We start from the raw sequence: 17,827 nt of genomic DNA on the forward strand, positions 1-17,827 counted from the left end.
CTTCGCCATCCGTGAAGGCGGCCGCACGGTTGGTGCTGGCGTCGTCTCGAAGATCATCGCCTGAGGCGAGAGATTCATCGAGTGATCCGGGGCCACCCCGGATATCAAGATGACAAGGCCCGTCCCGAAAGGGGCGGGCTTTTCCTTTGGCGGGTGATGGGGCCAGGTGGAGCCAGCGGCGCGGTCGAATGGGTATTGGCCCAACGGAGAATGAGGGGAGGGCGGGGCCCGTGATCCCCGGGCGGAACAAGGACAAGCGTGTTGACATAGCGGGTGGGATCGGCCAAAAGCGCGCATTGCCGCCGTCAGCTTGCTCTTTTGAAAGAATCGGTTGCACTCTGCCGGGTCGCCATGTACAGGGGCGGCCTGCACTTATTTTTACGGTTCGACGCTGGCGGTGCGTGGTGCGCTGTCAGCCTCTCAACTGGAACTCCCCGCAAGAGGGAAGACAATGCAAAGCCAGAATATTCGCATCCGGCTCAAGGCGTTCGACTATCGCGTCCTGGATGCCAGCACGCAGGAAATCGTGAACACCGCCAAGCGCACCGGCGCTCAGGTTCGTGGTCCGATCCCGCTGCCGAACAAAATCGAGAAATTCACCGTTCTGCGCGGCCCGCACATCGACAAGAAGTCGCGTGACCAGTGGGAAATCCGTACCCACAAGCGTCTGCTCGACATCGTCGATCCGACCCCCCAGACCGTTGACGCCCTGATGAAGCTCGACCTCGCCGCTGGCGTCGATGTCGAAATCAAGGTGTAAGGAGGCCTCCATGCTGCGGACTGGTGTAATCGCCAAGAAGCTGGGCATGACCCGGCTGTTTCTGGAAGACGGGCGTCAAGTGCCCGTCACTGTTCTGCACGTCGATAACGTGCAGGTCATTGCTCAGCGTACCGTCGACACCGACGGCTATGTCGCGCTGCAGCTGGGCGCGGGCGAGGCGAAAGCCAAGCGCGTGACCGGCGCCATGCGCGGTCATTTCGCGAAGGCCAACGTCGCGCCGAAGCGCAAGATCGCGGAATTCCGCGTTGCCGAAGAGAACCTGGTGGAAGTGGGCGAGGAGATCATCGCCGACCACTATTTCGCAGGTCAGTATGTCGACATCGCCGGGACCTCGATCGGTAAAGGCTTTGCCGGTGCGATGAAGCGTCACAACTTCGGTGGCCTGCGCGCCTCGCACGGCGTGTCGATCTCGCACCGCTCGCACGGTTCGACTGGCCAGTGTCAGGACCCGGGCAAGGTGTTCAAAGGCAAGAAGATGGCCGGTCACCTGGGTGCGGTTCGCGTCACCACGCAGAACCTGCAGGTCGTCCGTACCGATTCCGAGCGTGGCCTGATCATGGTCAAAGGTTCGGTTCCCGGTTCGAAAGGCGGCTGGGTCACCATCAAGGATGCCGTGAAGAAGCCGCTGGCTGAAACCACGATCTATCCGGCTGCGACCCGCTCGAAGGCCAAAGAAGCTCACCGTCTGGCTGAAGAAGCCGCCGCTGCTGCTGCAGCCGAGGAAGAAGCCGCCCGCAAGGCCGCTGCTGAAGCCGAAGCCGCTGCTCAGGAAGCCGCCCTTGCCGAAGCCAACGCTTCGATCGAGGCCGACAAGGCTGCTGAAGGCGACAACGCTGCGCCCGAAGGAGAGAACAAATGAAACTTGATGTGATCAAGCTCGATGCCGGCAAGGCTGGCAACATCGAACTGAGCGATGACATCTTCGGTCTCGAGCCGCGCGCAGACCTTCTGCACCGCGTCGTGCGCTGGCAGCGTGCGAAGGCTCAGCAGGGCACCCACTCGGTGCTCGGCAAGTCCGATGTCAGCTACTCGACCAAGAAGATCTATCGCCAGAAGGGCACCGGTGGCGCCCGTCACGGTTCGCGCAAAGCGCCGATCTTCCGTTCGGGTGGTGTGTACAAGGGCCCGACCCCGCGTTCGCACGCCTTCGATCTGCCGAAGAAAGTCCGCGCGCTTGGCCTGAAGCATGCCCTGTCGGCGAAAGTCGCCGCGGGTGAGCTGGTCATCGTGGACGATCTGAACCTGACCGATGCCAAGACCTCGGCCGTTGCAAAAGCGGTCAAGGAAAACGGCTGGAAGCGCGTTCTGGTGATCGACGGTGCCGAAGTGAACGAAAACTTCGCCCGCGCCGCCCGTAACCTCGAAGGCATCGATGTGCTGCCCTCGATGGGCGCCAACGTCTATGACATCCTGCGTCGTGACACGCTCGTGATCACCCGCGCCGGTGTCGAAGCTCTGGAGGCTCGCCTGAAATGAGCGCGAAACCCGAACATTACGACGTGATCGTGAAGCCGATCATCACCGAGAAAGCCAGCATGACCTCCGAGGCCAATGGCGTGGTTTTCCAGGTGAAGAAAGATGCCAACAAGCCGCAGATCAAAGAAGCGGTCGAGGCTCTGTTCGGCGTCAAGGTGAAGGCGGTCAACACCACCATCACCAAAGGCAAGGTCAAGCGTTTCCGCGGCCGCCCCGGCGTTCGCTCGGACGTGAAGAAAGCCTATGTCACTCTTGAGCCCGGCAACACCATCGACGTGTCGACCGGCCTCTGATATAGAGCCACGAATCGACGGCCCCGGCAGCGGGGCCGTTCATCTTTTGACGAAACGGACCACCCAGGTCCAAAGCAACGGAAGACAGAAAGATGGCACTCAAGTCGTATAAACCGACTACGCCTGGCCAGCGCGGGCTGGTTCTGATCGACCGTTCGGAGCTTTGGAAAGGTCGCCCGGTCAAGAGCCTCACTGAGGGTCTGACCAAGCACGGCGGCCGGAACAACACCGGACGGATCACCATGCGCCGCCAAGGCGGCGGAGCGAAGCGTCTTTACCGCATCGTCGACTTCAAACGTACCAAGTTTGACGTCGCCGCGACGGTCGAGCGGATCGAATACGATCCCAACCGCACCGCCTTCATCGCGCTGATCAAATACGAAGACGGCGAGCAGGCCTATATCCTTGCTCCGCAGCGTCTTGCTGTCGGTGACAAGGTCATCGCCGGCGCCAAGGTCGACGTGAAACCCGGCAACTGCATGCCCTTCAGTGGCATGCCGATCGGTACCATCGTCCACAACGTCGAGTTGAAGCCCGGCAAAGGCGGCCAGATCGCCCGCTCGGCTGGCACCTATGCCCAGTTCGTCGGCCGTGACGGTGGCTATGCCCAGATCCGCCTCAGCTCGGGCGAGCTGCGTCTGGTCCGTCAGGAATGCCTGGCCACCATCGGTGCAGTGTCGAACGCCGACCACTCGAACCAGAACTTCGGTAAAGCCGGCCGCAACCGCCACAAGGGCATCCGCCCGAGCGTTCGCGGTGTCGCCATGAACCCGATCGATCACCCGCATGGTGGTGGTGAAGGTCGGACCTCGGGCGGTCGTCACCCGGTTACCCCGTGGGGTAAGGGGACGAAGGGCAACAAGACCCGCACGAACAAGACGACCGACAAGTACATCCTGCGGTCGCGTAATGCGAAGAAGGGGCGTTAATCCATGGCACGTTCAGTTTGGAAGGGCCCCTTTGTCGATGCCTACCTGCTCAAGAAAGCAGAGAAGGCACGCGATTCGGGCAAATCGGATGTCATCAAGATCTGGTCGCGTCGTTCGACCATTCTGCCGCAGTTTGTCGGCCTGACCTTCGGTGTCTACAATGGCCAGAAGCACATTCCGGTCACCGTCTCGGAAGAGATGATCGGCCAGAAATTCGGTGAATATTCGCCGACCCGGACCTATTACGGTCACGCGGCCGACAAGAAAGCGAAAAGGAAGTAATCGTCATGGGTAAGGAACAGAATCCGCGCCGCGTGGCGGACAATGAGGCTTTCGCGAAGATCAAGATGCTTCGCACCTCGCCTCAGAAGCTGAACCTCGTTGCTGCGCTGATCCGCGGCAAGAAGGTCGAGAAGGCTCTGGCCGATCTGACCTTCTCGAAGAAGCGGATCGCCGTCGATGTGAAGAAATGCCTTCAGTCGGCCATCGCCAACGCGGAAAACAACCACAACCTTGATGTCGACGGTCTGATCGTCGCCGAGGCTTGGGTCGGCAAGAACCTGGTCATGAAGCGCGGTCGTCCGCGGGCTCGTGGCCGGTATGGCAAGATCATGAAGCCGTTTTCGGAAATCACCATCAAGGTCCGTCAGGTCGAGGCCATCGAAGCCGGGGAGCGCGCGTAATGGGTCAGAAGGTAAACCCCATCGGGATGCGTCTCCAGGTCAACCGTACCTGGGACAGCCGCTGGTATGCGGACGACAAGGATTACGGCAATCTGCTGCTGGAAGACCTGAAGATCCGCGACTTCATCCACAATGAAGCCAAGCAGGCCGGCGTCAGCCGCGTCATTATCGAGCGCCCCCACAAGAAGTGCCGCGTGACCATTCACGCTGCGCGTCCGGGCGTCATCATCGGCCGCAAGGGCGCTGATATCGAGACCCTGCGCAAGAAGCTGGCGAACTTCACCGATTCCGAACTGCACCTCAACATCGTTGAAGTCCGCAAGCCGGAACTCGACGCCCAGCTGGTGGCCGAGTCGATCGCTCAGCAGCTTGAGCGCCGCGTGTCCTTCCGTCGCGCCATGAAGCGCGCCGTGCAGAACGCGATGCGCATGGGCGCCCTGGGCATCCGCGTGAACGTCGCTGGCCGTCTGGGTGGCGCTGAAATCGCACGTACCGAATGGTACCGCGAAGGCCGCGTTCCCCTGCACACCCTGCGCGCCGACATCGACTATGCGCTGTCGGAAGCAACGACCCCCTACGGGATCATCGGTGTGAAGGTCTGGATCTTCAAAGGCGAGATCATGGAGCATGATCCGCAGGCGCATGACCGCCGCGCGAATGAAGCGCAGGATGGTCCGGCACCTCGCGGTCCGCGTCGTGACCGCGATCGCGACGCGCGCTAAGGAGAAGAAGCAATGCTGCAACCGAAACGGACGAAGTTCCGCAAACAGCACAAGGGCCGCATCCACGGTGAAGCCAAAGGCGGCTTCAACCTGAACTTCGGCTCCTTTGCACTGAAAGCCACCGAGCCGGAGCGCGTCACCGCGCGCCAGATCGAGGCTGCCCGTCGTGCGATCACCCGCCACATGAAGCGTCAGGGTCGCGTCTGGATCCGTATCTTCCCGGACGTCCCGGTTTCGTCGAAGCCGACCGAAGTCCGGATGGGTAAAGGTAAAGGCTCGGTCGATTTCTGGGCCGCCCGCGTCCACCCCGGCCGGATCATGTTCGAGATCGACGGCGTCAACGACGAGATCGCCCGTGAAGCCCTGCGCCTTGGCGCGCAGAAGCTGCCGGTGCTGACCCGCATCGTGAAGCGCGAAGACTGGTAAGTTCCGGTCTGGTGAAATGAAGAAGGCCCCGCCGTGCGAATGGCGGGGCCTTTTCTGTTGCGGCTCAGACTGGTCAGCCGGTCACGATCCGGAAATCCGATGCGGTCAGGCCCTGCACCCCGGCCAAGCGAACGGCGGCGGTGTACTCGACCGGCAGCCCGTCGTGATCGAAGCCGCGATAGGACATCTGGATCTCGGTATCCTCGCCCACCTTAACGACGTCATAGCCGAGGAAGTTCTGTTCATCCTCGGCGACAGTGATAGTCAGGAAGTCCTCACCGGGCACGAAGTCCGCCACAGCTGCGCTCACGCCTGACGCGTACCCACCGGGATTGGTGAAGGCGATATCATAATCGATCTGCAGATTGTCGGCGCCCTCACCCAGAACGATTTGCGCGGTGCTGTTTCCGCCAGCTACTGCGAGGGAGGGTTGCATGCCGACCTGCACAATATCGTCGCCCGCTCCGGCATCGATCCGGTTCGGCTCGTCGTTCGCCCGGTCACGGACGTTGATGGTGTCATTGCCCTCGCCGCCGAAAATGTAGGTTCTGATGGCGCTGTTTACGGTCAGCAGGTCATCACCCGCTCCGCCGTCAATGGTATTGCCGTAGGAGTCCTCGATCAGAATGTCGTCGTTCCCCTCGCCGCCATAAACATCAACGCCATCGACCAGGCGGATGGTGTCGTCTCCGGTGCGCGCCCAGACCGCGCGGGGATAAGGGTCTTCGTCCCGGGAAAAGGTGATGTCGTCGTCACCCTCGGTTCCGATCAGCCGACCTTCGGGGTCGAATGAAGGCTCTGGCTCTGGCTCGGGTTCCGGCTCAGCGACGTCATCGTCATCGTCATCGTCATCGTCATCGTCATCGTCATCGTCATCGTCATCGTCATCGTCATCATCATCGTCGTCGAAGATCGCCTTTCCCAAAAGAAGCGCCAGGACGCCGCCGACCATCAATCCCATGGGTTCCATCGCAAGCCCTTTCGTGCGAAAACCATTCAGATGGTAACGACCCCGTGAGGCCGCGCAAGGCCGGACCCTTGCGCACGCAGGGGGCGGCGGAACATTTCCCTTGTGTTTGCTGGGAATCGCGTCTATAGGCACGGCTTCATCATGAAACTCCACCGGGATCAGGGTGGCCCTGCAGGGCAGGGGCTCTCCGGTGATGTTGAAAGGAAAAGGCGCATGAAAGCGCAGGAATTGAAAGACAAGACGCCCGATCAGCTGAAAGATCAGCTGCTTGCGCTGAAGAAAGAGCAGTTCAACCTGCGCTTTCAGCAGGCGACCGGCCAACTCGAATCGACCGCCCGCATGCGCACCGTCCGTCGCGACGTTGCTCGTGTGAAAACCATTCTGAACCAGAAAGCGGCGGAAGCCGCGGCGTCGAATTAAGGAGCCCGGTCCATGCCCAAACGCATTCTGCAAGGCAAGGTCGTCAGCGACAAGAACGAACAGACCGTCACCGTTCTGGTCGAGCGTCGCTTCAAGCACCCGCTGATGGAAAAGATTGTCCGCAGCACCAAGAAATACCGCGCCCATGACGCGGAAAACCAGTTCAAGGTCGGCGACACCGTTCGGATCATCGAATGTGCCCCGATCTCGAAGACGAAGCGCTGGACCGTTCTGACCGACGCGCAAGCATCGGCCTGAATCCAGTCCAATTAATCGAAACCCTGGGGCCGGTTCTGCTGCTGGTCCCCAAAGGTCGGGAGTAACCCCATGATCCAGATGCAGACCAATCTGGATGTTGCTGACAACTCCGGCGCTCGCCGGGTGCAGTGCATCAAGGTTCTGGGTGGTTCGCACCGTCGCTATGCGTCGGTGGGCGACATTATCGTCGTCTCCGTCAAGGAAGCCATCCCGCGTGGTCGCGTGAAGAAAGGTGACGTCCGCAAGGCCGTCATCGTGCGCACCGCCAAAGAAGTGAAGCGTGAAGACGGCACCTCGATCCGTTTTGACCGCAACGCCGCCGTCATCCTGAACAACCAGGGCGAGCCGGTCGGAACCCGTATTTTCGGGCCGGTCGTTCGCGAGCTGCGCGCCAAGAACTTCATGAAGATCATCTCGCTTGCGCCGGAGGTGCTGTGATGGCTGCCAAGCTGAAAAAAGGCGACAAGGTCGTCGTCCTTGCCGGTAAGGACAAGGGCAAGCAGGGTGAGATCACTGCCGTGTTCCCGCAAGAGAACAAGGCCGTCGTCGATGGCGTGAACATCGCGATCCGTCACCAGCGCCAGACCCAGAACAGCCAGGGCGGCCGCATCCCGAAAGCGATGCCGATCGACCTGTCGAACCTGGCTCTGATGGACAAGAACGGCAAAGCGACCCGCGTTGGCTTCCGCATGGAAGGCGACAAGAAGGTCCGTTTCGCCAAGACCACTGGGGATGCGATCTGATGCTGGACCAAGCCAAGTACACGCCGCGTCTGAAGCAGCAGTTCAAGGATTCGATCCGCGCTGCGCTGAAAGAAGAATTCGGCTACAAGAACGACATGCAGATCCCGCGTCTGGACAAGATCGTCCTGAACATGGGCATCGGTGAAGCCGTCAAGGACACCAAGAAGGTCAAGCAGGGTGCTGAAGAGCTCTCGCTGATCGCTGGTCAGAAGGCTGTTATCACCCACGCCAAGAAGTCGATCGCCGGCTTCCGCGTGCGTGAAGAGATGCCGCTGGGCGCCAAGGTGACCCTGCGTGGCGACCGCATGTACGAATTTCTGGACCGTCTGATCAACATCGCGCTGCCGCGCGTCCGCGACTTCCGCGGCGTGAAGGGCACCTCGTTCGATGGTCGTGGCAACTATGCCATGGGTCTGAAGGAACAGATCGTTTTCCCGGAAATCAACTTCGACAAGGTCGACGAAGTTCTGGGGATGGACATCATCATCTGCACCACCGCGAAGACCGACGCGGAAGCGAAAGCGCTGTTGAAGCATTTCAACATGCCGTTCAACAGCTGATCGCGGAGGGAAGAAGATATGGCTAAAAAATCCATGATCGAGCGCGAGAAGAAGCGCGAACGTCTGGTCGCCCGTTACGCTGAAAAGCGTGCGGCCCTGAACGAGATCATCCACGACCAGTCCCTGCCGATGGAAGAGCGCTTCAAGGCCAGCCTGAAACTGGCTGAACTGCCGCGCAACTCTTCGGCGACGCGTATCCACAACCGGTGCCAACTGACCGGTCGTCCGCACGCGTATTACCGTAAACTGAAACTGTCGCGGATCATGCTGCGCGAGCTCGGCTCGTTCGGCCAGATCCCTGGCATGGTCAAATCGAGCTGGTAAGGGGGCAATATGTCGATGAACGATCCTCTCGGCGATATGCTGACCCGTATCCGCAACGCGCAGATGCGAGGCAAATCGACCGTCCGCACGCCCGCTTCCAAGCTTCGCGCCTGGGTGCTGGATGTGCTGAAAGCAGAAGGCTACATCCGTGGCTATGAGCAGGCGACCTCGGACGCCGGCCATGCCGAACTGGAAATCAGCCTGAAGTACTTCGAAGGGACTCCGGTCATTCGCGAACTCGCGCGTGTCTCGAAGCCTGGCCGCCGCGTTTACGCTTCGGTCAAGGAAATCCCGATGGTCCGCAACGGCCTTGGCGTGTCGATTGTTTCGACGCCCAAAGGCGTGATGACGGATGCAGCGGCTCGCAACGCCAATGTTGGCGGCGAAGTCCTCTGCACCGTGTTCTAAGGAGGGCAGAGATGTCTCGGATTGGTAAGAAACCGGTCGCCCTCCCGAAAGGCGTGACCGCAGAAATCAAAGGTCAGTCGATCGAAGTCAAAGGTCCGAAAGGCACCCGCAACTTCACCGCGACTGACGATGTGACCCTGTCGCTTGAAGACGGCGCCGTGAAAGTCACCCCGCGTGGCCTTTCCAAGCGTGCTCGCCAGCAGTGGGGCATGACCCGCTCGATGGTCGAGAACCTGGCAACCGGCGTCAGCGAAGGCTTCAAGAAAGAGCTTGAAATTCAGGGTGTGGGTTACCGCGCCTCGATGCAGGGCAAAACCTTGAAGCTGCAGCTTGGCTATTCGCATGACGTTGATTTCGTGGCTCCGGAAGGCGTGACCATCACGGCTCCGAAGCAGACCGAAATCATCATCGAAGGCATCGACCAGCAGGTTGTTGGTCAGGTGGCTGCGAACATCCGTGAATGGCGCAAGCCCGAGCCCTACAAGGGCAAAGGCATCCGCTACAAGGGTGAGCAAGTCTTCCGCAAGGAAGGCAAGAAGAAGTAAGGGGCGCGAAAATGGCACTGAACAAACGAGAGCTGTTCCTGAAGCGTCGCTTGCGCGTTCGGAACAAACTTCGGGCAACCTCGGACGGCCGTCCGCGCTTGTCCGTTCACCGCTCGTCGAAGAACATCAGCGTTCAGCTGATCGACGACGCAAAAGGCGTGACGTTGGCTGCGGCCTCGACGCTCGAGAAGGATCTCGGCGTTGTGGGCAAGAACAACGTCGAAGCTGCCGCCAAGGTTGGCGCAGCGATCGCCGAGCGTGCGAAGAAAGCCGGTGTCGAGGACGTCGTCTTCGATCGTGGCGGCTTCCTTTTCCACGGCAAAATCAAGGCTCTGGCCGATGCAGCCCGCGAGGGTGGCCTGAAGTTCTGATATCTGTGGTCGGCGCGTTCCGGAAGGGCCGCGCCGTCCCGATGATCCGGGGGCCGTTCGCCTAGGCGCGCGGCCCACCTGGATTGAGTTCAACGGCGCGTGGTGCGCGTCAAAATACAAGGAATGCCTTATGGCAGAACGTGAGAACCGTCGGCCCCGCCGCGAAGAGCGCGAGGAAACCCCGGAATTCCAGGATCGCCTTGTCGCGATCAACCGTGTGTCGAAAACCGTCAAGGGTGGTAAGCGCTTCGGCTTCGCCGCTCTGGTCGTTGTCGGCGATCAGCGTGGCCGCGTCGGCTTCGGCAAGGGTAAAGCGAAAGAAGTGCCCGAGGCGATCCGCAAGGCGACCGAGCAGGCGAAACGCAACCTGATGCGCGTTCCGCTGCGCGATGGCCGCACGCTGCACCACGACGTCGAGGGCCGCCACGGCGCTGGCAAGGTCGTGATGCGCACCGCTCCGGCCGGTACCGGGATCATCGCCGGTGGTCCGATGCGCGCCGTCTTCGAGATGCTGGGCGTTCAGGACGTCGTGGCAAAATCGCTGGGCTCGCAGAACCCCTACAACATGATCCGCGCCACCCTGGACGGCCTGAAGGCCGAAGCCAGCCCGCGCAGCGTCGCCCAGCGTCGCGGCAAGAAGGTTGCTGACATCCTTCCCAGCCACGACAAGCCGGCCGAAGCCGCTGCCGAAGCGTAAGGAGAGGCAAGAATGGCTAAAACCATCGTCGTCAAGCAGATCGGCTCGCCGATCCGCCGCCCCGCCATCCAGCGTGAGACGCTGAAAGGTCTGGGCCTGAACAAGATGAACCGCACGCGCGAGCTGGAAGACACGCCCGCGATCCGCGGCATGGTCGCCAAGATCCCGCATCTGGCCGTCATCATCGAAGAGCGCGGCTGATCTCAGCCCCTCAGGACTTTGGAAACGCCCCGGATTGCCCGGGGCGTTTTCGCATTTGCGGGGCCATTAACGCTTTGTAAGGGATCTGGCGGTATCGCTAGGGGGATTGCTTCGCCAAGGATGCCCGATGCGCCTGCTGATGCTATTGCTGGCGATGGTCCTGCTGCCGGGACTGTCCTGCGCCGGTCCATGGCCCCGCTCAGATGGTGGCGTGTTCCTGTCCTTCGCGGTCGAGCGCGACCGCGAGGGGAACAGCTACACCAGCCTCTATGGCGAATACGGCTGGACCGCGCGGCGGACGCTGGGGATCGAGCTTGGACACACCAATGTCGGCGAGACCAGCGCGCTGATCTGGCTGCAGCAGGCATTGGGCCGTGGCGAGGGGCCGAACCGCTACACCATATCCTCGGGGATCGGCGTGATCGAGCGGGATGGCGAATACCTGCCGCTCGGGATCATCGGGGCCTCATGGGGCAGGGGGATCGAGCGGTTGCCGGGCGGCGGCTGGCTGGCGGTCGACGCGCGGATCAAGGTGGCCGGAAAGACCGAGCGGATCGCCTATCGCGAGGGCATGAACCTTGTCGAGTTCGGCTATCTGACGCCAGAAACCACCGCGAAGCTGGACGTGACGCTGGGCTTCAAGCCGTGGGACAGGACCATGGTCATCAACCAACTGCGGATGGAGGACCGGAAGGGCGAGGGCTTCTCGGCGAAGCTCGCGACCTCGGTGGTCTATGAGATCGGAGGGCCAGCCAAGATTGAGGTCGGGCTGGTGACCCCCTTGCGCGGGCCGGGTGAGGCCGCGCTCAGGATCGGGACTTGGTTGGAGTTTTGAAAGCGTGGGCTACTGCACCTATTCCTCAACCGTTTCTGCAGTCCCCATGCGCCGCAGGTCATTCTCTAGCCGTTGGAGTATATGCTCACAAACCCAACAGACCGTTCGTGGAATAGCGCGGACTTCCAGTCCGAATCCGTCAATTTGAAGACGATGGCCGGAGCCGGTTCTAACATAGCGGAGTGTCCCACCTTTGTCTTTGTATCGGTCGGATAGCCACTTGATTGCGTCAACAAAGCGGGGAATTGCGGCTGAGATATCTGCGTTCGAAGGGACTTCGTCAGTGAGCACGATTCGAGCAATGGGATCTCGGACTTTTGCGAGCTGCTCGTCTCGTGAAGAACGTAAAAAGTCCCGCCATTTCGCGCAGGCTTCGGTTTCAGCTGCGTGCACAATTGTCGTGCAAGTGGCATTTGCGCGGACTGAGCTCAGCAATGCCTCAAGATTGTGTCTGAATTTCTCAATCTTGGCGGATGGAACCCGTGCGTAGGCCAAGCAAGCTTTGAAAGTCAATTCACTACCGAGAGCGCTAAGGAAATAGACGGGCGGGTCCATATCTAAGCCGCCAGCGCTAGCAGGGCTGCTCTCATCTAGAGCGATTGCAGCCCGTAGAAACAAGTGGGCATACTTGAGGTGGACTGGCTTGAGCTTGTCATAGGCATCAGGGACGAACGGCTCTTCCACTTGATTCTCCTTGATCCGCCCGCTATAGGGCCACGGTGCTTTCAGCACATCCGACTCAACCAACAAGAAAAGCCGTGTCCGTCCCCTTCCGCTTCATGGGACGCTTCCGGCAAGGAGAAGCGATATGAAACTGCATGAAATTCGCGACAACGAAGGCGCCAACCGTAAGAAAAAGCGCGTTGCTCGTGGTCCGGGCTCGGGCAAGGGTAAAACCGCTGGCCGTGGTATCAAGGGTCAGACCTCGCGTTCGGGCGTCGCACTGAACGGCTACGAAGGCGGCCAGATGCCGCTGTACCGCCGCCTGCCGAAGCGCGGCTTCTCGAAGCCGAATCGGCTTGAGTTCGCAGTCGTCAACCTGGGCCAACTGCAAGTCTTCGTCGACGCGGGCAAGCTGGACGCGAAAGCCGACGTCACCGAGGACGCGCTGGTCGCAGCCGGTGTCATCCGCCGCAAGCTGGACGGTGTCCGCCTGCTGGCAAAGGGTGAACTGAAGGCGAAACTGAACCTCACCATCGCTGGCGCTTCGAAAGCGGCTGTGGATGCGGTCGAGAAGGCTGGCGGCAAGGTCACCGTGACCCGTCCCGCGAAAGAAGCCGCTGCGGCTGAATAAGCTGTTGAAGGGCGCGCCCGCGCCCAATACATAGCTATCCAAGTTTTCCAGGCGCCGCGGGATCGGGAAACCGTCCGGCGGCGCTGCCATGAAGGGGCAAGAAATGGCGTCAGCCGCAGAACAGATGGCCGCGAACCTTTCCTGGGGTGCGCTTGGCAAGGCGACCGAGCTTCGCCAGCGGATCTGGTTCACGATCGGACTTCTCATCATCTATCGCCTTGGCACCTATATTCCGGTGCCCGGGATCGACGGCATTGCGCTGCGCAACTTCATGGATCAGGCCCAGGCCGGGATCGGCGGCATCCTGTCGATGTTCACCGGCGGCGCGCTTGGCCGGATGGGGGTCTTTGCCCTGGGCATCATGCCCTATATCTCGGCCTCGATCATCGTGCAGCTGATGGCCTCGATGGTCCCCTCGCTTGAGCAGCTCAAGAAAGAGGGTGAAACCGGCCGTAAGAAAATCAACCAATACACCCGCTATGGCACGGTGCTGCTGGCGCTGTTCCAGGCCTGGGGTCTGGCCGTCAGCCTTGAGCATGGCAACCTTGCGCATGAGCCGGGGATGTTCTTCCGCGCCTCGGTCGTCATCACGCTGGTCGGCGGCACCATGTTCCTGATGTGGCTGGGCGAGCAGATCACCGCGCGCGGCATCGGCAACGGCATCTCGCTGATCATCTTCGTCGGCATCGTCGCCGAGATCCCGGCGCATCTGGCGCAGTTCCTGGCGCAGGGCCGCTCGGGCGCGATCTCGACCCCGGTGATTCTGGGCGTGGTGGTCATGGTCATCGCGGTCATCGCCTTCGTGGTCTTCATGGAGCGCGCGCTTCGAAAGATTCACATCCAGTATCCGCGGCGTCAGGTCGGGATGAAGATCTACGACGGCCAGTCCTCGCACCTGCCGATCAAGGTGAACCCGGCAGGAGTCATCCCGGCGATCTTCGCCTCGTCGCTGCTGCTGCTGCCGGTCACGATCTCGACCTTCTCGGGCAACCAGACGGGTCCGGTGATGTCGACGATCCTGGCGTATTTTGGCCCCGGCCAGCCGCTTTACCTGATCTTCTTCGCGGGCATGATCGTCTTCTTTGCGTATTTCTATACGTTCAACGTCAGCTTCAAAGTCGATGACGTGGCCGAGAACCTGAAGAATCAGGGCGGCTTCATCCCGGGCATCCGGCCGGGCAAGCGGACGGAAGATTACCTGACCTATGTGGTCAACCGCGTGCTGGTGATCGGCTCGGCCTATCTGGCGGCGGTCTGTCTGCTGCCCGAGGTGATCCGCCACCAGCTGTCGATCCCCTTCTACTTCGGCGGGACCTCGGTGCTGATCGTCGTCAGCGTGGTCATGGACACCATCAATCAGGTGCAAAGCCACTTGCTTGCGCACCAGTACGAAGGTTTGATTGAAAAATCGCAGCTTCGTGGCAAACGTGGCAAAGAGGGGGCCAAGCGCCCGCGCAAGGCCCCGGCACGCCGCTGAGTGTGATGCCAAAAGATTAAGAGGGACGGATTTATGGCGATCAATATTATCCTGCTGGGTCCGCCCGGCGCGGGCAAAGGCACTCAGGCGCGTCAGCTGGTGGAAGAGCGGGGCATGACCCAGCTGTCGACCGGCGACATGCTGCGCGAAGCGCGCAACTCGGACAGCGCCATGGGCAAGATCGTGGCCGATGTCATGGACCGGGGTGAGTTGGTCACCGATGAAATCGTCATCGGCCTGATTCGGGAAAAGCTGGGCGAGGGCGGCAAGGGCTTCATCTTCGACGGCTTCCCGCGCACGCTGGCTCAGGCCGATGCGCTGCAGCGTCTGGTCGCCGAAATGGATCAGAAGATCGACGCCGTGATCGAGATGCGCGTTGACGACAATGCGCTGGTCAGCCGGATCTCGGGCCGCTTCACCTGCGGCAATTGCGGTGAGGTCTACCACGACGAGACTCGTCCGACCGCGAAGCCGGGCGTCTGCGACGTCTGCGGCTCGACCGATCTGCGCCGCCGGGCCGATGACAATGCCGACAGCCTCAAGACCCGGCTGCTGGAGTATTACAAGAAGACCTCGCCGCTGATCGGGTACTACTATGCCAAGGGCAGCCTGACGACGGTCGACGGCCTGCAGGACATCGACAAGGTTTCGGCCGCGATCGCCAAGATCGTGAACCGGATTCCCTCGCAGGGTTGACCTTAAGTTGCGAATCCTTTAATTCGCAGCATCTCGAATGAGAATCACCTGACTCTCAGGTGGCCGTCATAGGCCCGGAGGCGTAGCTTTCGGGTCTTTGGTTGTGAAAAAAGGTTCCGGTGCTACGGAACCGCAACGAAGAAAAGGAAAACGCGTGGCTCGTATTGCTGGCGTCAACATTCCGACCGGGAAACGTGTCCCGATCGCACTGACCTATATCCATGGCATCGGACCGATGTTCGCAAGCCAGATCGTCGAGGCAGTTGGCATCGAGCCGACCCGCCGCGTCAACGAACTGTCGGATGCCGAAGTCCTGCAGATCCGTGAATACATCGACGCCAACCTGACCGTCGAAGGCGACCTGCGTCGCGAAACCCAGATGAACATCAAACGCATGATGGACCTGGGCTCGTATCGTGGTCTGCGTCACCGTCGTGGTCTGCCGGTTCGCGGTCAGCGCACCCACACCAACGCTCGCACCCGCAAGGGCCCGGCGAAACCGATCGCCGGCAAGAAGAAGTAAGGGGGCACTGAACAATGGCACGCGATAAGACTCGTATTAAGCGCAAAGAGCGCAAGAACATCGCCACTGGCGTGGCGCATGTGAACTCGTCGTTCAACAACACCAAGATCCTGATCTCGGACGTGCAGGGCAACGCGATCTCGTGGTCGTCGGCTGGCACCATGGGCTTCAAGGGCTCGCGCAAATCGACCCCCTATGCCGCGCAGATGGCCGCTGAAGACGCGGGCAAAAAAGCGCAGGAACACGGCGTTCGCACGCTGGAAGTCGAAGTGCAGGGTCCCGGTTCGGGCCGTGAGTCGGCGCTGCGCGCGCTGGCTGCTGTCGGTTTCAACATCACGGCGATCCGTGACGTGACCCCGATCGCACACAACGGTTGCCGCCCGCCCAAGCGTCGCCGCGTCTGATTCTTGTCATCTTGCCGCGTTTCGCGCCGTTTTCGGCGCGGGACGCATTTCGCATTTAACCTCGGGCGTTTCCGGCGGCTGGACATGAGGCCGGAAACAAGAATGGAGGCAAACGCATGATCCACAAGAACTGGGCAGAGTTGATCAAGCCGACCCAGCTGGAAATCAAACCGGGTGCGGACGCGTCGCGCGTCGCCACGGTGGTTGCCGAGCCGCTGGAGCGTGGCTTCGGTCTGACGCTGGGCAACGCCCTGCGTCGCGTCCTTCTGTCCTCGCTGCAGGGTGCGGCGATCACTTCGGTGCAGATCGACAACGTCCTGCATGAATTCTCGTCGGTTCCCGGCGTGCGCGAAGACGTGACGGACATCGTCCTGAACCTCAAGGGCGTGACGCTGAAGATGGAAGTCGATGCGCCCAAGCGCCTGACCCTGGCAGCCAAAGGCCCGGGCGAGGTTCGCGCCGGTGACATCCAGGAAACCGCTGGCATCACCATCCTGAACCGCGACCACATCATCTGTCACCTCGACGATGGTGCCGAGCTGCACATGGAACTGACCGTTGCCAACGGCAAGGGCTATGTCGCCGCCGACAAGAACCGCCCCGAAGATGCGCCCATCGGTCTGATCCCGATCGACGCGATCTTCTCGCCGGTGAAGCGCGTCAGCTATGAAGTCGCCCCGACCCGCGAAGGTCAGGTGCTCGACTATGACAAGCTGACGATGAAGGTGGAAACCGACGGTTCGCTGACGCCGGAAGACGCGGTGGCCTATGCCGCCCGCATCGTTCAGGACCAGCTTTCGGTCTTCGTCAACTTCGACGAGCCCGAGACCGCCAACCGCTCGGACGCCGAGGACGGCCTGGAATTCGATCCGCGCCTGCTGAAGAAGGTCGACGAGCTGGAGCTGTCGGTCCGTTCGGCAAACTGCCTGAAGAACGACAACATCGTCTATATCGGCGATCTGATCCAGAAAACCGAAGCCGAGATGCTGCGCACCCCGAACTTCGGCCGCAAGTCGCTGAACGAGATCAAGGAAGTGCTTTCGGGCATGGGTCTGCATCTCGGGATGGACGTGGTGGATTGGCCGCCGGAAAACATCGAAGATCTGGCCAAGCGTTTCGACGACCAGTTCTAAAGACTACGGGGGCGGCAACGCCCCCGCACGACCGGGTCGCAAGACCCCAAGGAGAGCGGTTCCTACGCAGAACCGCCCGGACAAAGCAAAAAGACGTCATAGGAGATCAACATGCGTCACGCCCGCGGATACCGCCGCCTCAACCGTACCCATGAGCACCGCAAGGCGCTCTTCGCCAACATGGCAGGCTCGCTGATCGAGCACGAGCAGATCAAGACGACCCTGCCCAAGGCCAAAGAACTGCGCCCGATCATCGAAAAGCTTATCACGCTCGCGAAGCGTGGCGACCTGCATGCCCGTCGTCAGGCTGCCTCGCAGCTGAAACAGGACGAATATGTTGCGAAACTGTTCGACGTCCTGGGCGCGCGCTACAAGGACCGTCAGGGCGGCTACGTCCGCATCCTGAAAGCCGGTTTCCGTTATGGCGACATGGCTCCGATGGCCATCATCGAGTTCGTCGAGCGTGACGCCAGCGCCAAAGGTGCCGCTGATCGCGCCCGCGTGGAAGCCGAATCGGCCGCTGACGAATCGTAAGAAAATACTTATTTTCTGAGAGTTAAGCTAAAGTTTAAGCCCGCGTCCAAAGTTTGGATGCGGGCTTTATGCAACAAGGGGCAGCGCTATCGCCGCCGCATCGCAGCGACCTGAACGATGGTTT

General features: G+C 60.9%; 30 protein-coding genes. 28 read left to right on the plus strand and 2 right to left on the minus strand.

Annotated elements, in window-relative coordinates:
• The first annotated feature begins 451 nt into the window (after positions 1-451).
• The 9 genes from rpsJ to rplP all read left to right on the plus strand — a co-directional run bounded on the left by rpsJ (position 452) and on the right by rplP (position 5,310).
• Positions 452-760 carry a 30S ribosomal protein S10 gene (gene rpsJ / locus IQ24_RS04865; protein ID WP_010400227.1) on the plus strand — a complete coding sequence of 103 codons (309 nt, stop codon included), beginning with the start codon at positions 452-454 and terminating at the stop codon, positions 758-760.
• A gap of 10 nt (positions 761-770) precedes the next feature.
• On the plus strand, positions 771-1,640 hold the full coding sequence (rplC, locus tag IQ24_RS04870) for a 50S ribosomal protein L3 (protein WP_145396690.1): 870 nt from the start codon (positions 771-773) through the stop codon (positions 1,638-1,640).
• On the plus strand, positions 1,637-2,257 hold the full coding sequence (rplD, locus tag IQ24_RS04875; protein WP_145396691.1) for a 50S ribosomal protein L4: 621 nt from the start codon (positions 1,637-1,639) through the stop codon (positions 2,255-2,257). The genes rplC and rplD overlap by 4 nt, the downstream gene beginning before the upstream one ends.
• Positions 2,254-2,550, plus strand: a complete 297-nt coding sequence (locus IQ24_RS04880; protein WP_145396692.1) for a 50S ribosomal protein L23 — start codon at positions 2,254-2,256, stop codon at positions 2,548-2,550. Before rplD ends, IQ24_RS04880 begins: the two co-directional genes overlap by 4 nt.
• A 92-nt stretch (positions 2,551-2,642) precedes the next feature.
• Complete coding sequence (gene rplB / locus IQ24_RS04885; RefSeq protein ID WP_145396693.1) at positions 2,643-3,479, plus strand: 50S ribosomal protein L2; 837 nt, start codon at positions 2,643-2,645, stop codon at positions 3,477-3,479.
• Positions 3,480-3,482: 3 nt separating this feature from the next.
• Entirely contained in the window at positions 3,483-3,761 is a 279-nt protein-coding gene (gene rpsS, locus IQ24_RS04890; RefSeq protein ID WP_145396694.1) for a 30S ribosomal protein S19, read from the plus strand.
• Between the two features lie 5 nt (positions 3,762-3,766).
• Positions 3,767-4,162 carry a 50S ribosomal protein L22 gene (gene rplV, locus IQ24_RS04895; protein ID WP_145396695.1) on the plus strand — a complete coding sequence of 132 codons (396 nt, stop codon included), beginning with the start codon at positions 3,767-3,769 and terminating at the stop codon, positions 4,160-4,162.
• Positions 4,162-4,884: a 30S ribosomal protein S3 gene (rpsC, locus tag IQ24_RS04900; RefSeq protein ID WP_145396696.1), complete on the plus strand. Its 723-nt coding sequence runs from the start codon at positions 4,162-4,164 to the stop codon at positions 4,882-4,884. The genes rplV and rpsC overlap by 1 nt, the downstream gene beginning before the upstream one ends.
• Before the next feature lie 12 nt (positions 4,885-4,896).
• Positions 4,897-5,310, plus strand: a complete 414-nt coding sequence (gene rplP / locus IQ24_RS04905; RefSeq protein ID WP_145396697.1) for a 50S ribosomal protein L16 — start codon at positions 4,897-4,899, stop codon at positions 5,308-5,310.
• Positions 5,311-5,383: 73 nt separating this feature from the next.
• On the opposite strand, the gene IQ24_RS20195 is transcribed toward rplP, so the two are convergent.
• Positions 5,384-6,280: a hypothetical protein gene (locus IQ24_RS20195; protein WP_199756488.1), complete on the minus strand. Its 897-nt coding sequence runs from the start codon at positions 6,278-6,280 to the stop codon at positions 5,384-5,386.
• Positions 6,281-6,493: 213 nt separating this feature from the next.
• Here IQ24_RS20195 and rpmC point away from each other — a divergent pair, with 213 nt between their 5' ends.
• From rpmC to IQ24_RS04980, 12 genes are all read left to right on the plus strand, one after another.
• Positions 6,494-6,700, plus strand: a complete 207-nt coding sequence (gene rpmC, locus IQ24_RS04925; RefSeq protein WP_145396700.1) for a 50S ribosomal protein L29 — start codon at positions 6,494-6,496, stop codon at positions 6,698-6,700.
• A gap of 12 nt (positions 6,701-6,712) precedes the next feature.
• Entirely contained in the window at positions 6,713-6,958 is a 246-nt protein-coding gene (gene rpsQ / locus IQ24_RS04930; RefSeq protein ID WP_145396701.1) for a 30S ribosomal protein S17, read from the plus strand.
• 69 nt (positions 6,959-7,027) lie between these two features.
• Positions 7,028-7,396, plus strand: coding sequence for a 50S ribosomal protein L14 (gene rplN / locus IQ24_RS04935; RefSeq protein ID WP_145396702.1), 369 nt, complete (start codon positions 7,028-7,030; stop codon positions 7,394-7,396).
• A complete protein-coding gene (rplX, locus tag IQ24_RS04940) occupies positions 7,396-7,701 on the plus strand; it encodes a 50S ribosomal protein L24 (RefSeq protein WP_145396703.1) in 306 nt (101 codons plus the stop codon). The genes rplN and rplX overlap by 1 nt, the downstream gene beginning before the upstream one ends.
• Positions 7,701-8,261: a 50S ribosomal protein L5 gene (gene rplE / locus IQ24_RS04945; protein WP_145396704.1), complete on the plus strand. Its 561-nt coding sequence runs from the start codon at positions 7,701-7,703 to the stop codon at positions 8,259-8,261. The genes rplX and rplE overlap by 1 nt, the downstream gene beginning before the upstream one ends.
• Before the next feature lie 18 nt (positions 8,262-8,279).
• Positions 8,280-8,585: a 30S ribosomal protein S14 gene (gene rpsN, locus IQ24_RS04950; protein ID WP_145396705.1), complete on the plus strand. Its 306-nt coding sequence runs from the start codon at positions 8,280-8,282 to the stop codon at positions 8,583-8,585.
• A 9-nt stretch (positions 8,586-8,594) separates the two neighbouring features.
• The gene (gene rpsH / locus IQ24_RS04955) at positions 8,595-8,993 is read left to right on the plus strand and encodes a 30S ribosomal protein S8 (RefSeq protein ID WP_145396706.1); all 399 of its coding nucleotides are present in this window, start codon (positions 8,595-8,597) and stop codon (positions 8,991-8,993) included.
• 11 nt (positions 8,994-9,004) lie between these two features.
• On the plus strand, positions 9,005-9,538 hold the full coding sequence (gene rplF, locus IQ24_RS04960) for a 50S ribosomal protein L6 (RefSeq protein WP_145396707.1): 534 nt from the start codon (positions 9,005-9,007) through the stop codon (positions 9,536-9,538).
• Between the two features lie 11 nt (positions 9,539-9,549).
• Positions 9,550-9,909, plus strand: coding sequence for a 50S ribosomal protein L18 (gene rplR, locus IQ24_RS04965; protein WP_145396708.1), 360 nt, complete (start codon positions 9,550-9,552; stop codon positions 9,907-9,909).
• A gap of 130 nt (positions 9,910-10,039) precedes the next feature.
• Positions 10,040-10,606 carry a 30S ribosomal protein S5 gene (rpsE, locus tag IQ24_RS04970; RefSeq protein WP_145396709.1) on the plus strand — a complete coding sequence of 189 codons (567 nt, stop codon included), beginning with the start codon at positions 10,040-10,042 and terminating at the stop codon, positions 10,604-10,606.
• 12 nt (positions 10,607-10,618) lie between these two features.
• On the plus strand, positions 10,619-10,807 hold the full coding sequence (rpmD, locus tag IQ24_RS04975; protein WP_145396710.1) for a 50S ribosomal protein L30: 189 nt from the start codon (positions 10,619-10,621) through the stop codon (positions 10,805-10,807).
• Positions 10,808-10,934: 127 nt separating this feature from the next.
• The gene (locus tag IQ24_RS04980; protein ID WP_145396711.1) at positions 10,935-11,642 is read left to right on the plus strand and encodes a hypothetical protein; all 708 of its coding nucleotides are present in this window, start codon (positions 10,935-10,937) and stop codon (positions 11,640-11,642) included.
• An 18-nt stretch (positions 11,643-11,660) separates the two neighbouring features.
• Here the strand turns inward: IQ24_RS04980 and IQ24_RS04985 are convergent, their stop codons facing one another.
• The gene (locus IQ24_RS04985; protein ID WP_145396712.1) at positions 11,661-12,326 is read right to left on the minus strand and encodes a hypothetical protein; all 666 of its coding nucleotides are present in this window, start codon (positions 12,324-12,326) and stop codon (positions 11,661-11,663) included.
• Between the two features lie 124 nt (positions 12,327-12,450).
• Between IQ24_RS04985 and rplO the strand changes: the two genes are divergently transcribed.
• The 7 genes from rplO (at position 12,451) to rplQ (ending at position 17,703) form a co-directional block, all read left to right on the plus strand.
• Complete coding sequence (gene rplO / locus IQ24_RS04990; RefSeq protein WP_145396713.1) at positions 12,451-12,936, plus strand: 50S ribosomal protein L15; 486 nt, start codon at positions 12,451-12,453, stop codon at positions 12,934-12,936.
• 103 nt (positions 12,937-13,039) lie between these two features.
• Complete coding sequence (gene secY, locus IQ24_RS04995; protein WP_145396714.1) at positions 13,040-14,413, plus strand: preprotein translocase subunit SecY; 1,374 nt, start codon at positions 13,040-13,042, stop codon at positions 14,411-14,413.
• Between the two features lie 33 nt (positions 14,414-14,446).
• Positions 14,447-15,109, plus strand: a complete 663-nt coding sequence (locus tag IQ24_RS05000) for an adenylate kinase (protein WP_145396715.1) — start codon at positions 14,447-14,449, stop codon at positions 15,107-15,109.
• A gap of 154 nt (positions 15,110-15,263) precedes the next feature.
• The gene (gene rpsM, locus IQ24_RS05005; RefSeq protein WP_145396716.1) at positions 15,264-15,632 is read left to right on the plus strand and encodes a 30S ribosomal protein S13; all 369 of its coding nucleotides are present in this window, start codon (positions 15,264-15,266) and stop codon (positions 15,630-15,632) included.
• Positions 15,633-15,646: 14 nt separating this feature from the next.
• The gene (gene rpsK, locus IQ24_RS05010) at positions 15,647-16,036 is read left to right on the plus strand and encodes a 30S ribosomal protein S11 (protein WP_011747123.1); all 390 of its coding nucleotides are present in this window, start codon (positions 15,647-15,649) and stop codon (positions 16,034-16,036) included.
• Between the two features lie 116 nt (positions 16,037-16,152).
• Entirely contained in the window at positions 16,153-17,169 is a 1,017-nt protein-coding gene (locus tag IQ24_RS05015; RefSeq protein WP_145396717.1) for a DNA-directed RNA polymerase subunit alpha, read from the plus strand.
• 111 nt (positions 17,170-17,280) lie between these two features.
• Positions 17,281-17,703: a 50S ribosomal protein L17 gene (gene rplQ / locus IQ24_RS05020; protein ID WP_145396718.1), complete on the plus strand. Its 423-nt coding sequence runs from the start codon at positions 17,281-17,283 to the stop codon at positions 17,701-17,703.
• The last annotated feature ends 124 nt before the right edge of the window (positions 17,704-17,827 follow it).

Origin of the sequence: Paracoccus sulfuroxidans (genome assembly GCF_007830335.1) — a bacterium.
Lineage (GTDB): Bacteria > Pseudomonadota > Alphaproteobacteria > Rhodobacterales > Rhodobacteraceae > Paracoccus > Paracoccus sulfuroxidans.